Raw genomic sequence first — 13508 nt, 5'->3', positions numbered from 1 at the left:
GGTTCGCCATCGCCGCTAACCGGCTCGCTGCTGCCACCGCCGGTTTAGCCCTCGATGATGTCCTCGGGAACGCCCAGGCAGTCACGGCTCACCCTGCCCACGCCGGCGTTGGTCAATACGTAATCCTTCACTTGGGCGCCTTCCACCACCCAGGGCAGGGTGTAGGGTGGCTCATAGCTGCTCAAGTCGATGGCCCCGAGGTTCTTGCTGATGGCGGTGAATTCCCCACCGTTCTGGGTGGTGCTTGGCTGGCCGCCCCACACGCAGTCTTCGCTGCTGGTGCAGTTGCTGCTGGGGAAGGGGCCCCATTCGACGTTCAGGAGGAAGTTGCCGCTGGGGTTCCAGAAGCCGATTTCGATGCTGTCCTGGGAGATCAGCGGGTTGCTGGCATTCTCGAAGTAGTTGTTTTCCACCCGCATCTCGGCGCCCATTCGCGAGTTGATGGCGGTGCCAAGCACATCTTTGTAGTAGTTGTTGGCCACATGGCCCTTGCCGAAGCGGAACAGCGGCAGGCGCGAGTTCACGTTCTCCCAGCGGTTGCCGATAAAGCTGATGTGACGGTCGAAGTCGTTGGTGTCGCTGGAACCCCACAGGGAGGTCTTCCAGCTATCGTGCATGTAGTTGTAGGAGAGGGTGACGTTGTCGATGCCGTCCTTGCCGCTAACCAGCTCGTCGTAGTAGTCCTTGGCCGTCTCGAGATCGTTGTACAGCTCGTTGTGATCGATCCAGATGTTGCTGCCGCCGCCCTGGATGCTGATGGCATCCTTCTGGCCGATGCGCACATAGCGCATAGTGACGTTGCGCACCGCGATGTTATTGGCGCGCACGATATTGATGCCGATGCCATCGAACAGCGCCGCGTTGCCCACGCCGATGATGGACACATCCTCCATGTCCTTCACGTCGAACTGATTGGCACCGCCCGAGTTCTCTGGAGTGATGGTGCCGTTGACGTAAATGGTGAGCGGGGTCGGGTTGTCCTGCTTGCTGGCCAGGGCAGCCACTATATCGGCGCCGGTCGTGGCCACCACGTAGGTGCCGCCGGCGCCGCCAGTGACGCCGCCATTGAGCGAGGCGAAGCCCTGCACCGTGTTGGCCTGTTCGCAGGAGAGCAGGCCCTCGACTGGGCCGCCGGAACTGGAGCTGCCAGAGGAACTGGAAGAGCTGCTGGATGAACTGCTGCTGGAGCTGCTCGAAGAGCCTCCGGACGAACTGCTGCTCGACGAACTGCTTGAAGAGCTGGAGCTGCTCGAAGAACTACTGGACGAGCTGCTGGATGAAGTGCTGCTCGAGCCGCCGTCCGAACCGCCACCACCACCGCCGCCGCAGGCGGTCAGGCCGCTCAGTAAAAGCAGGGTGAGTGTCGTGTTGGGGAAGAACTTCATGGTAGGGCCTTCGACGTTGCGCTTTTTGTTGTTGTTGAACTCGAGTACACAGAAAGACTCAGTTTGTGAAAACGGTATTGGTCAGACAATTTAGTCTAATTGGTAAGGCTTCGGCAAGAAGATTTACACCCACTGGGTCCCGGCACGTCGTCGCGCCTGTCCCAGGCAGGCCGTCGATGCGCATGGCGTGGAATCGGGTTATGGCTCCGGTTTGGGTGCGTTTTCGGCAAGCGCGGTGGAAAGGAATTCGTCCAGTTGCGCTTCAACTTGGCTGAACCAGGGCTCGAACAACCAGAAGCTGTGCGGCGCGCCGGTGTAGTGGTGGTGACGGAAAGGCACACCCAGGACCGGAGCCTGGGCGGCGACGGTTTCTATGCCGGCGGTAAAGCGTGGGTTCTCGCCACTGAGGGCGAGCAGCGGCGGCGAGCCGGCTTTCAGGTAATTGATGGGCGAAGCCCGGCGCCAGGTGTCCGGTATTACTTCGAAACGGCCGCCGAGGAAGGCGCTGGCGGAGGTCACCGGCCGTGCCGGATCGTTCTCGAACTTTAGCGCCAGCGGCGTGGTGAAATCCCACAGACCGTCGATATTGACGATGGCCGCCACTGGCGCACCACCGGGATTACGGTCCGGGTCCCCGGCCCAAAGGCCGGCCAGGGTCGCCAGTTGGCCGCCGGCTGAGCTGCCGCCGATGGCCAGGCGTCTGGGGTCGAGGTTGAAATCCCCCGCGTTGGAGCGCAGCCAGGCCAGCGCCGCGAGCAAGTCTTCCACCGCAGCGGGAAATACCGCCTCGGTGGAAAGCCGGTAGCTTGCGGTAGCTGTCACATAGCCGCGCGCGGCCAGGCCCTGGGCCAGGGGTGCAAGCAGGGATCTGTCCCCCGAGCGCCAGCCGCCGCCGTGTACCAGCAGCAGGCCGGGCCGTGGCGCCGGGGCGTTCACCGGCGCAAACACATCCATTTGCAATTGCCGTCCATCCACAGTGCGATAGGTCTGCGCCGGTCGGTGGCGTACGCCATCGGCCGGCTGCAGCCGCACCGGCACTATGTCCGGGTGGCGGGGTGACAGCTTTTTGTAGGTGTTGTCCAGGGTGTAGTCCTGCGCTCCGGCAAAACAGCTCCAGAGCAACAGCCACAGCCCCCCTGTCAACAACTGCAGGAATTTCACTGCGGCCCCGCTCTGCCTTCCAACTGGGCCGGCAGGTCGTTGGCGTCGTCGAGAGTGTAGTCGTACAGATTGACGTCGCCGAATACCGAATCGCCGGAATCGCGTTCGTCGTCCGTAGCGGATTGGCCGGTGTAGACGTTGCCGCTGGCGCTCATATAGCCGGATAGATTCCAGTGGGGGTAGTGGGTGTCGTCGAAGTTGTTGTTTTCCACCAGCGCTTGGCCGTTGTCGCTGGTATTGACGCCGAAGAAACTCACTTTCTTGTAGTAGTTGTTGTAGATGTGGGCCCGGGAGGCGCTGCCGTACACTTTCGGGTTGCGTCCGCCGGTGTAGTCGAAGAAGTTGTGGTCGAAGCTCACCTGGGTGTCCCCTACCACGCTGACGTACCAGTGCTGGTTGGCACACACATAGTTGTTGCGGCCATCGAAGTGGTTCCAGCTCAGGGTCACGTTCTCACTGTTATTGGCGTCCACGTGACCGTCGGAAATCATGCTGAAGCCCACGTGGTCGATCCACACGTGACTGGAATTGTACAGGGTGATGCCGTCGCCGGCCTCCACCAGGTGCGGGTTGACGTTGGCGATGGTCAGGTTGCGCACGATGATGTTGCTGCTGCCGGACAGATTGAGGGTGGCGCCCTCGATGCGGCTGTTTGGCCCCAGGCCGATCAGCGTCTTGTTGTCGGTCACGTTGATGCGGGTGTCGTATCGGAGCACGGTAACGGTGGCGTCGCTGACGGAGCCCAATTCGGTACAGCTGTGGGTGCTCGGCGGAATCCGGAAGGTGATCTCCCCCGGGTCCTGGTAGTCGGGGCAGGCGACGGCACAGGCCTGGGTTGCCCGGCCCTCACTCAGGCAGTCGATGGTGGTGTTGTCGGGGATATGGATGATCTCCGGCGAACTGGAGGTGAGCGCTGCGGTGAGTGCGCTGCAACTGGTGACGGTGGTGGTGCTGGTGGCTGCGGAGCCGCCGGTGGTGGTGCTGAGGCCGTCATTGCCGGGCTGGGCGGCGAAACCTGTGGGGCCATTGCCGCAGCTGCCGTTCACCGGGTTGAAGTACCAGCGCTGCAGACTGTCGCCGGACAGGGGGGCCTGGGACACGTTGGCGCCCTGGCTGCTGCTCTCGGCGGCAATTACCTTGCCGGAGTGGCGCGCGACCACCGCAAAGCCGCCGCTGCTGGACTTTTTCAACTGCCACTGCTGGTTGCTGGCGCCGCTGTAGGCCATCTGCTGTATATTGGCGCCGTCGCTGGTGGACGAGCCCGCCACATCCAGGGAGTCGCCGCTGTGCACCGCCAGCAGGCTCCAGTAGCCATTGCCCAGGTCGGTGGCGAGAAATTGCTGGTTGGTGCCGGTGTGCTCGCTCCACTGCAGCACGTTGGCGCCGTCCTCGGTGGAGTTGCCTGCCACGTCCAGGGCATAGCCGGAGGCGCGGTTGATCAGTTTATAGGCGTCGCCGCTGGTGGGCGGGGCGTCGCAGTTGTCCGCGCGGACGTCGCTGGCGGCAAGAACAATCAGGGAGGCCAGGCCGAGAAGCCAGGTCCGCCCTTCGAGCATTTTTAGTGAATTCATTTTTTCTGCTCCTGAAGGGAATTATCGTTGTTTTGTAACTACTTACCCTCGGAATAACGGGTACGTCGATATTTCCCTGTAAGAGCCTGCCCAGCAGGCGACCCGGATTCGGGCATTGTCGAAGCCTTGTCGCCAGCAGCGCTGGCTCCCAAAGGGAGGGCCCGGTGCGAAATAATCGCCGGGCCCTCATTGCGGCACCTTTCATCGCCGCACCTTTCATTGCGTCATTGCGGCCCCGTGCCAGCTTCCAACTGGGTCGGCAGGTTATTGGCGTCGTCGAGCGTGTAGTTGTACAGGCTGACGTCGCCGAATACCGAATCACCGCTGTCGCGATCTGGGTCGGTAGCCGAACGGCCGGTGTAGACATTGTCGCTGGCGCTCATAAAACCGGATACATTCCAGTGGGGCGCGCGGGTGTCGTCGAAGTAGTTGGCCTCTACCAGTGCCTGGGCGCTGTTGATGGTTTGGATGCCGAAATAGGTGATCTTCTTGTAGTAGTTGTTGTAGAGGTGGGCGCGGGAGGCGCTGCCATCCACTTTCGGGTTGCGCCCGCCGGTGTAGTCAAAAAAGTTGTGGTGGTAGCTCACCTGGGAGTCCCCTACCAAGGCGACGTACCAGTGCTGGTTGGCGCACACATAGGGATTGCGGCCGTCGAAGTGGTTCCAGCTCAGGGTCACGTTCTCGCTGTTATTGGCGTCCACGTGACCGTCGGAAATCATGCTGAAGCTCACATGGTCGATCCACACGTGACTGGAGTTGAGCAGGGTGATGCCGTCGCCGGCCTCCACCAGGTGCGGGTTGACGTTGGCAATGGACAGGTTGCGCACGATTATGTTTTTGGAATCGCGCAGGTCCAGGTTGGCGCCCTCGATGCGGCTGTTGGGACCCAGGCCGACCAGGGTCTTGTTGTCTGCTACCCGGATGTTGGTGTCAAAGCGGTCACGGGTGACGGTATCGTTAGTGTTCGAACCCAGCGAGATGCAGGTTTGCCCGCTGCCGGGAACCCGGTAGGTGAATTCCCCAGGGTCCTGGTTGTCGGGGCAGGCGACTTCGCAGACCTCGATGGGGCGACCCTCGGTCAGGCAGTCGATGGTGGTGTTGTCGGGCACCTGTACCACCGCCTCGCCATCGGCCTCCAGGGCGGATTTCAGGGCGCTGCAGCTGTCGACGGTGACCGGTGTCGCGTTGCCGCCGCCTTTGGTGGTGGTCAGGCCGTCGCTGCCGGATTGGGCGGCGAAACCTGTGGGGCCATCACCGCAGTTGCCGTCCACCGGATTGAAGTACCAGCGCTGCAGGCTGTCGCCGGACAAGCTGGTCTGGGAAACGTTGGCGCCGCGGCTGCTGCTCTCGGCGGCGATGGGCTTGCCGGAGTGGCGCGCAACCACCGCAAAGCCGCCGCTGCTGGATTTTTTAAACTGCCACTGTTGGTTGAGGTCGCCGTCGTAGGTCATCTGCTGTAGATTGGCGCCGTCGCTGGAGGACGAGTCCGCCACATCCAGGGAGCTACCGCTGTGCACCGCCAGCAGGCTCCAGTAGCCATTGCCCAGGTCGGTGGCGAGAAACTGCTGGTTGGTGTCGGTGTGCTCGCTCCACTGCAGGACGTTGGCGCCGTCAGCGGAGGATTTGCCTGCCACGTCCAGGGCGTAGCCGGAGCCGCGATTGATCAGTTTGTAGGCATCGCCGCTGGTGGGCGGGGCGTCGCAGTTGTCCGCGCGGACGTCGCTGGCGGCGAGAGCAACCAGGGCAGCCAGGCCGAGAAGCCAGGTCCGCCCTTCGAGCATCTTTATTGAGTTCATTTTCTGCTCCTGAAGGATTTATCGTTGTTTTGTAACTACTTACCCTAAGGTGAATGGGAAGGTCGATATTTCCCTGTAGGAGCGGCGGATGGCCGTCCCGCCGCTCCTACAGGGAGGAGTAGTTACTCTGTTTTTTTAATGGTTCATGGTTACTGCTTGCGAATAACTTCCTTGAAAACCCCGGGGAAATTCCCCGGGGTTTTTGGGTGGAAGCCCACCCTTTCCATTTATTCCCCGCTGACGCCGTCCACCTTGAGATCGTAGATGCCGAGGTACTTTCCGGTGCTGGTTGCGCCTGAGGCATTCCAGGGGAAAATCCGGACGTACAGGGTGTCGTTGTTGGGGTCTGCGTCCGTGGGATCCACCGTGCTGATCACACTGTATTCCTGCACCGTAAGGTCAGTATCATCCCTGGGGAGGAGGGATGTTTCGTTCAGTTTGACCGGCTCTCTGAAATCGGCGAACAGGGAGTACTCGATATCGGCCTCTACGGTCGAGCCTCCGCTGGAGGCGAGGTAGACGGAGATGGTGTCGACATAGAATTTCTGCGACTCGGCGGTGACGGCGAACTGCAGGTAGCGGTCATCGCTGCGGGCGACCATGGCCTCTCCAAACACCTGGAATCTGGCGACACCGGTGTCCTGCCCATCAACTGCCATTGTTTTGGTATTGCCCGCCTCCAGGTTGTTCACCAGGGCGTCGCTTGCGCTCACCAGGCCGTCGGTGATTGCGGTGGTGGACGCCCCTTCGGTAAACCAGCGGGAATAGGAAGCCACGCCTGCGCCCACCGCGACGCCGGTGCCCGACACGGCCACGGTGCCCAGCTCGGTGCCATCCAACGCAAAGCTCACGTCTCCCGTGTAGGCTTGCTCGCTTGCCGCGGTGAATTGCACGTAGAGGTTGGAGGTGAAAGCGCCATTGGTGAAGTCAATGGTAGTGGAGCTGCTCCATACCTCGGAGTCCGCCGAATTGCTCAACAGGAATCCGTCCGGTGCGGTTACATCGACGGAGCCGGTTGCCGGCACGAGATCGAAGGCGGAAATGGTGAGTTCTTTGGTGTTGGGAACATCGACATAGCGATTTCCCCAGTCCAGGTTGTCGGGGCTGGCCACCAGGGAAGTGGCTTCGACAATATGTCCCTCCATCAGGCCCTGGGACTCCAGGCCCTGGACGGCCGCCCTGGCGATCAGGATGGCAAAGAGCTTCGCCGGGTGGGTGCTGTCGGCAGCGATGTACAGGTGCTCTGTCGCCGCTTCATCACCGTAGCTTTCCACGATGGCTTTGGTCTCGGCGGTGAGATCCACGAACGGTACGCCATAGGTGTCCGCAACCGCTTTCATTGCGGCCGGGTAGTCGCCCCGCGGGAAGTTTTCCCCATCGTACTTGGTCTCAAGATTGTGCTGTCCTTTTTCGGTGATGGTACCGCCGCTGAAGTATTTGCGGACGATCGGCGTCATCAGAATCGGGATTGCGCCTTTTGCGCGGGTCTCGAGCACGTACCGCTTCAGGAACTGGTAGTAGGAGTGCTCATAGTAGGGGGCCGCGGGGTCGGGGCCCTCGAGGTCGAGGTCCTCGGGGCAGCCCTCGCCGTTCTCGGTGCCATCGGGGCAGTAGGCAAAGGTACCGGCCTCAGCGTAGTCGCCGCCGCGCCTCTGGTCGTTGTGGCCGAACTGGATGATGACGTAATCGCCCGCTTTAATGAGTGGCAGGACGGCCGGCCAGCGCTCGGCCTCATAGTAGAAACTGCGGGAGCTGCGTCCGCCCCTGGCCCAGTTGTTGATGACCGTCTCTTCGCTGAAGAACATCGGCATTGCCTGCCCCCAACCCATTTGCGGCAAGCGATCTTCGCCGTAGTCAGTCATGGTGGAGTCGCCGAGCATATGGATGGTCGGTGCTGCGCCAGTGGCGCCGCCGGAGCTACTGGAACTGCTCGAGCTGCTGGAGGAGGAGCTGCTCGACGAACTGCTGGAAGAGCTGCTCGATGAACTGCTGGAAGAGCTGCTCGACGAACTGCTGGAAGAGCTGCTCGATGAGCTGCTGCTGGAAGAGCTGCTGCTTGAACTGCCGCTATCACCGCCGCTTCCGCCTCCGCTCCCGCCGCAAGCGGTAAGCAGGGCACCCAGTAGAATAGATGCGATTAAATAACCAGGGGTTTTCATTATTATCTCTCCGCTGATGATGGATTGTTAATTACTACTGAGCCCGTCCCCGGTTCATCGGCATACTTCAGCCGGGATGGGCTCATGGTGCTCAAGATTATGGTGCTCAATATCACGGTGCCGCCTCGATCAACAGGTCGTCCAGCACTACGGTGGCGGCGCTCTCTGTCCTCAGGGTGAGGAAGGAGGTGCTGCTGGCGGTCAGGCCCGGCACTGTGTAGGTCTGGCCCGCAACCAGTTCACTCAGGAGCACCTGGTAGAACTTGGAACTGGAGCCCCAGACGGAGTTGCCGCTGGAGAAGGTGTTATTGTCCACGTAGAGCTGGAAGTACTTGCTGGTGTCGCCGCCGACGCTGACCACCTTGAAGGACACCTGGTAGGGTGCGCTCAGGTCGAAGACGCCGGTGGTCGAAGTGTCAGTGGGGGCGGTGGCGACCTCGGGGGTGCTGTTGCCCACGGACACGCGGCTGCCGGTGAGGCTGAGCGCGCCGCTCTGGATCTCCGCGGTGCCGGTCACCCGGTGGTACATGGGCGTGCCGTTGCCGGGAGCGCCGGACAGGTCGCGGTAGTCGCTGGTGAAGAAGGTGCCGGTGTCGGTGGCGAAGTTTTCCGCGTAGGGCAGGGCCACGTCCTCCAGGATCGGTTCCTCCTCTGCCGGTACTTCGTCGGCGGGGGTGACCGGGTCGGGGATTTCCAGGCCCGACTGGTCCAGTTTGCCGACGCCGGCGTTGGCGATGACCAGTTCCTTCAACCCGTCGGTGGGGTCCAGGGTGTAGTCGTAGGGCACGGTGTAACTGGAGGTGGACTCGCCGCTCTGGGCGGTGATGTCGTTTCCGCTGTCATCGCTCCAGGTGACCCCTGTGCCGAACACATTGCCGTTGAGATTCCAATAGCCGATGACGTCTGAGTAGAAGGACACGATCGGGTTCTTGGTGTTCTCGAACACATTGTGCTCGATCAGCATCTCGGCGCCGGCGCGGGAGTTGATCCCGCTGGAGGTGATGTTGTTGTAGTAGTTGTTGTACACGTGGCCTTTGCCGTGCCGGTACAGGGGCACGCGCGCGGACAGGTTCTCGAAGCGGTTGTGGTGGAAGGTCACCAGCCGGTCGGTGTCCGGGTTGCTGTCGGTGTCCGTGTGCCCGTGCAGGGAGGTCTTGTGCGCGTCGTGCAGGTAACTGTAAGAGACGGTGATGTAGCGCGCGCCGCTCTTGGAATCGATCAGGCCGTCGTAGTAGTTCTTGTCCACGGCGAGGGAGTTGTACAGCTCGCAGTGGTCGATCCAGATATGACTGGTGGTGGAGCCGTCGTCGTCGCCCTCGATGTCGATGGCGTCGCGCTCCTGGCCGGGCCAGGCCTCATGGAAGGTGAGGTTCTGAACGATGATGTTGTTGGCGCGCCGAATGCCGAGGCCGATGCCGTCGAACTCGCCGTTTTCGCCCACACCGATCAGCGACACATTGTCCATGTCCTTGATTTCGATGTCGGTACCGGTACCGGTGTTGAGGTCGGTGATGGTGCCGTCAATGTAGAGGGTGACTGGCTGGCCCGCGGTCTTGGCCTCGTCCAGTTTGGCCTGCAGGTCGGCGCCGTTGTTCACCGTGTACACCAGGCCGCCGGCGCCGCCGGTGAGCAGGTAGTCGTGGCCGGCAAAGCCGCCGTCGGCGTTGCCGCCGGAACCGGAGCCACCGCTGGACGAACTGGACGAGCTGCTGGAGCTGGTGGAGGAGCTGCTCGATGAACTGCTGCTCGAACTGCTACTGCTGGAGGAGCTGCTCGAAGAGCTGCTGCTCGAGCTGCTGGAAGAGCTGCTGCTCGAACTGCTGGAAGAGCTGCTGCTCGAACTGCTGGAGCTGATGCCACTGTCGCCGCCGCTACCACCTCCGCCGCCGCAGGCGGCCAGGCCGCTACACAGCGCCAGGCTCAGCAGGATTTTCCTCGAATTACACATGATTTTTCTCCGAAGGCCACGCGGCGGGCGCCGCGTGGCCTGGCTTAGTGGGCACCGGCCCGGGTTCTACAAGGTAGGTTCCGGGGATCCGGTGCCGCTCGGGTCTAGTATTACTGCACCAACTGTATGTCCTCGAAGGTGTAGGTCTGGTCGCTGTAAGAGGGTGCAACGAAGAGGCCCACTTTCATCGTGTCCGGCAGGTTGGTGTCGGAGTAGGTACCGGCGCCTAGGGACACGTAGGTGCCGCCGCCGTCCATGGAGTAGAAGGTGTAGTACTTATTGCCCACTCGCTGCAGCTTCAGGTAGAGACTGTCGCCCGGGGTCACCGAGAACTTACCGCTGGAGGTGCCCCAGGTGCCGCCGTCTTCAAGTACACGGGAGTACTGGGTCAGCCAGCCGCTGTCTGTTGACAAGTACGCGCCCGAGGTCGCAAGTGGCGATGTGGCTCCGCTCGCTGTGTCGCACTCGCACATCATCAGGCCCACCGGGAGTTGGGGGTGGGGGTAGGGCTCGCCCACGGACTTGAGCTTGGCGGTGAGCACGAAGTCTCCGGTCACTTCCTGCGAGGCCAAGTAGAAGGACTGGGCAGTTTGCTCGAACTTGCCGCCGCTGACGGTGAAGGTGATGCTGGTATCCGTCTGTGCGGTGATTTCTCCACTGACCCCGGTGCTGCTGCCGCCCAGTATCATGGCGTTCCCACTCCACAGGCTCGGCTCGGGTACCGGCTCTGCAGGGCAGAGTTCGTCATTGGGCTGCTCCGGCATGGGGTCCCAGCCTTCGCCACTGTTCCAGCCGGCGAAGATCTGCGCCCGGGAGCAGAAGCGCTCGGCCACTTCCGCCTCGCTCAGCAGATAGCAGGTGTCGCCGCCACTACAGCGATTGGAGAGGTCCAGCGGGCTGCCCGCGAGGTCCATGCTGCCGTACTCGCGCCAGCCGGCATCGGCAGTGGCGATGGCCGGGTTGGGGGTCCGGTCCGGATGCCAGCCGATATCGGCCACGTGGGTGTCCATCTTGGTGTTGATAAAGGCGATGTTGTCGTAGTAGCTGGTGCTGCCGCCACTGCGCGCCAGATAGTGGGTGCCATCGGCCACGCCTGCATCGCGGGTCAGGGTGGAGTTCAGGAACACGAAGCCCGGCGAGCTTTCGGCGGTGCGCGCCTGGAGCACGTAACCGCCTTGGCCACCGTCGGTGCGGGTCATAGTGCGGATCTCGCTGTCTTCGAACACCGCCGCCTGAGCCGTGCCCCAGATGAAGTCCACATTACCGGCCACCAGGCTGTTGTAGAACCAGCTCCACCCCTTCAGCAACAGGGTGTCCTGCTCGCTGATGAAAGCGGCGTTGGTGGCGATGAGGCGACCTCCGTCGTTGTTGAAGTAGATGGTTTCCGCCTGGCCTCCCTCGCCGATCAGGGTGGTGTTGATCAGGGCGAGATCCTTGAGGGTGAGCATGTCGGAGCTCTCCGCCAGGAAGATAGGCCGTGTGCTGGTGCCGGGGTTGAGCGCGTTGTTGTTGCTGTAGCGGATCACCGTCGCCCCGGAGCCTTCGCCCTGGATGGTGACGTTGTCCTTGCCACGCAGGAACAGTACCTCGCGGTAGTCGCCGGCTTTGATAGTGATGGTGGCTGGGTCGTTTGCGGCCACATTCTCCATCACATGGTTCAGCGCTCCCTGCACCGTGCGGAAGTCCGCAGCGCCGTCGTCGTCCACCGTTACGTCGGCACCGCTGGGGCCGGCGGCGCGGGTGGTGAAGCTCCAGCCGGCGTCTTTGCCCAGGCCGACGAAGTCGGTTCCGTTCAACTGTACGCCGGGCTCCAAAAAGGTGCTGCTGATGGCCACATAGTACTCAACGCCGTAGTCCAGTGCGCCGGTGTGGGGCGAGATGGTCAGGGTGTTGCCATCTATTTCGAACGGATTGACGTTGAGGGTGCGCGTACTGCTCTGCCCTTCGTAGCCGAGGGTGTCCATCTCGCCGCCGGCGCGGAGGGCGTCCACCTCGGTGTCGTCATCGGCGCGGAAAATGCGCACCGAGCCGACTTCGGCGAGGGTGGGAGCACCGTCGAAGGTGATGCTGAGGCGGGTGTCCTCGTACTCGCCGGTGTTGCCCGGAATCGGGCTGACCCGGGTGCTCAGGTCGCCGTAGGTGGCGGTGGGCATTTCGAAGGCCTTGGCCACGCTGACTTCGATGGCCTTCTGCAGGCTGGTATCGGAGTCGCTGGTAAAGGTGATGGTGGCGTCGCCCTCGGCCAGCGGAGTCAGGGTCACTGTGTTGTCGGTGACATCCACGGAGACCGCTGCCGGATTGCTGGACTCTACGGTAAAGGTGTCGGCAGTGACGCCGTCGCTCTTTATCGCGGTGACGTTCACTTCCAGCGCCGGATCGCCGGCGGTGGTGACCCAGGTGGATTCCGCGTAGTCCAGGGTGAGCTGCACCGGTTTGATGTTGGGGTCGCCCACCTTCACATAATCCACCTCGAAGGAGCGGTTGTAGGTGAAGAAACCGATGCGGCCGGCGGTCTGGTAGAGACTGTCGGGATCGGTAAAGGAGCCCAGTTCCTCGCCGTCGAGGTAGAGGGTGACCGTGGAGCCCACCATATCGAAGCGCACTGTGTACCAGGTGCCGTCGGTGCCGCCCTCGGTGCCGAGTTCCAGCGGCTTTCTCGCCACTGCCAGGCGACTGATGCCGCCATTGGCCAGCCCAGCTTCCACCTGGGTGGTGTCAGTGCTGTTCTGCATATTCAGGCCACCGAAATACCACTCCAGTGGCCCCTGATAGCGGCCCATGGCGAAGAGGAACTTGTTGCCGGTGTTGCCATTGGCCCGCGGGCGTATGCGGTACTCCACGGAGTAGTCCACAGGCACACCGGAGAAGGCCGCCTCCTTGACTAGGATCAGTTCGCCCTCGTTCAGGTTGTCGCCGCGGGTGCGAGCGGTGAAGCGCAGGGACTTGCCGGCGTCGCCCTCGTCGAGAATGTCGAAGGTGCCCGGGTCGGGGAGACCGTAGCCGTCGATCACCGCGTCCCAGTTGCTGGCGAATTCGCCGTCTTCGAAGTCGTCGCAGAAATACAGGCTGCCGTCTTCCGGGCAGGTGAAGGCGGTGGTGGCGCTGCCGCCGGAACTGCTCGAGGAGCTGCTTGACGAGCTGCTGGAACTGCTTGACGAGCTACTGGAGCTGCTTGACGAGCTGCTGGAACTGCTTGACGAGCTACTGGAACTGCTTGACGAACTGCTGGAACTGCTTGACGAACTGCTGGAGCTGCTTGAAGAGCTGCTTGAGGTATCGCCGGGGTCCGAACCGCCGCTGGAACCGCCGCCACAGGCGGCAAGCCATCCAGATAGGGCGACTAGCGTGAGCAGGGAAGGTGTTTTCATTGGGACTTGCTCCTCTCATTTATTCTTGTGAGCAATACTGCTGGCCGTCTTGTGGTGTCAGTTCGGCGCAAATTGCGCAAATAGCATACCTTTGGAGATTTGGTAAGTCCACTTTGGATA

8 protein-coding genes are annotated in these 13508 nt (G+C 62.1%); 1 reads left to right on the top strand and 7 read right to left on the bottom strand.

Features of this window, described 5'->3' with window-relative positions; genetic code table 11:
- Nucleotides 1-44 precede the first annotated feature (44 nt).
- The 5 genes from PP263_RS13195 to PP263_RS13175 form a co-directional block, all read right to left on the bottom strand.
- Nucleotides 45-1385: a pectate lyase gene (locus tag PP263_RS13195; RefSeq protein WP_308363991.1), complete on the bottom strand. Its 1341-nt coding sequence runs from the start codon at nt 1383-1385 to the stop codon at nt 45-47.
- Nucleotides 1386-1583: 198 nt separating this feature from the next.
- Nucleotides 1584-2546: an alpha/beta hydrolase gene (locus PP263_RS13190; protein ID WP_308363990.1), complete on the bottom strand. Its 963-nt coding sequence runs from the start codon at nt 2544-2546 to the stop codon at nt 1584-1586.
- On the bottom strand, nt 2543-4117 hold the full coding sequence (locus PP263_RS13185; protein ID WP_308363989.1) for an RICIN domain-containing protein: 1575 nt from the start codon (nt 4115-4117) through the stop codon (nt 2543-2545). Before PP263_RS13185 ends, PP263_RS13190 begins: the two co-directional genes overlap by 4 nt.
- 224 nt (nt 4118-4341) lie before the next feature.
- Nucleotides 4342-5913, bottom strand: coding sequence for an RICIN domain-containing protein (locus tag PP263_RS13180; RefSeq protein WP_308363988.1), 1572 nt, complete (start codon nt 5911-5913; stop codon nt 4342-4344).
- Between the two features lie 227 nt (nt 5914-6140).
- Nucleotides 6141-7793 (bottom strand): rhamnogalacturonan acetylesterase, encoded by a 1653-nt coding sequence (locus PP263_RS13175; RefSeq protein WP_308363987.1) that lies wholly within the window; start codon nt 7791-7793, stop codon nt 6141-6143.
- A 4-nt stretch (nt 7794-7797) separates the two neighbouring features.
- Here PP263_RS13175 and PP263_RS13170 point away from each other — a divergent pair, with 4 nt between their 5' ends.
- Nucleotides 7798-8058 carry a hypothetical protein gene (locus PP263_RS13170; RefSeq protein ID WP_308363986.1) on the top strand — a complete coding sequence of 87 codons (261 nt, stop codon included), beginning with the start codon at nt 7798-7800 and terminating at the stop codon, nt 8056-8058.
- A 126-nt stretch (nt 8059-8184) separates the two neighbouring features.
- On the opposite strand, the gene PP263_RS13165 is transcribed toward PP263_RS13170, so the two are convergent.
- Nucleotides 8185-10020, bottom strand: a complete 1836-nt coding sequence (locus tag PP263_RS13165; RefSeq protein ID WP_308363984.1) for a pectate lyase — start codon at nt 10018-10020, stop codon at nt 8185-8187.
- Nucleotides 10021-10130: 110 nt separating this feature from the next.
- The gene (locus tag PP263_RS13160; RefSeq protein WP_308363983.1) at nt 10131-13388 is read right to left on the bottom strand and encodes a pectinesterase family protein; all 3258 of its coding nucleotides are present in this window, start codon (nt 13386-13388) and stop codon (nt 10131-10133) included.
- Between the last annotated feature and the right edge of the window lie 120 nt (nt 13389-13508).

This window comes from Microbulbifer sp. TB1203 (genome assembly GCF_030997045.1).
Lineage (GTDB): Bacteria > Pseudomonadota > Gammaproteobacteria > Pseudomonadales > Cellvibrionaceae > Microbulbifer.
Note: the sequence above shows the minus strand (reverse complement) of the source record. Positions and strands in the feature narration are given on the sequence as shown.

Coding starts and splice junctions, on each gene's coding strand:
- PP263_RS13170 (WP_308363986.1), top strand. CDS start 7,798: ATGGTCGGTGCTGCGCCAGTGGCGCCGCCGGAGCTACTGGAACTGCTC.
- PP263_RS13180 (WP_308363988.1), bottom strand. CDS start 5,913: ATGAACTCAATAAAGATGCTCGAAGGGCGGACCTGGCTTCTCGGCCTG.
- PP263_RS13160 (WP_308363983.1), bottom strand. CDS start 13,388: ATGAAAACACCTTCCCTGCTCACGCTAGTCGCCCTATCTGGATGGCTT.
- PP263_RS13175 (WP_308363987.1), bottom strand. CDS start 7,793: ATGCTCGGCGACTCCACCATGACTGACTACGGCGAAGATCGCTTGCCG.
- PP263_RS13185 (WP_308363989.1), bottom strand. CDS start 4,117: ATGAATTCACTAAAAATGCTCGAAGGGCGGACCTGGCTTCTCGGCCTG.
- PP263_RS13165 (WP_308363984.1), bottom strand. CDS start 10,020: ATGTGTAATTCGAGGAAAATCCTGCTGAGCCTGGCGCTGTGTAGCGGC.
- PP263_RS13195 (WP_308363991.1), bottom strand. CDS start 1,385: ATGAAGTTCTTCCCCAACACGACACTCACCCTGCTTTTACTGAGCGGC.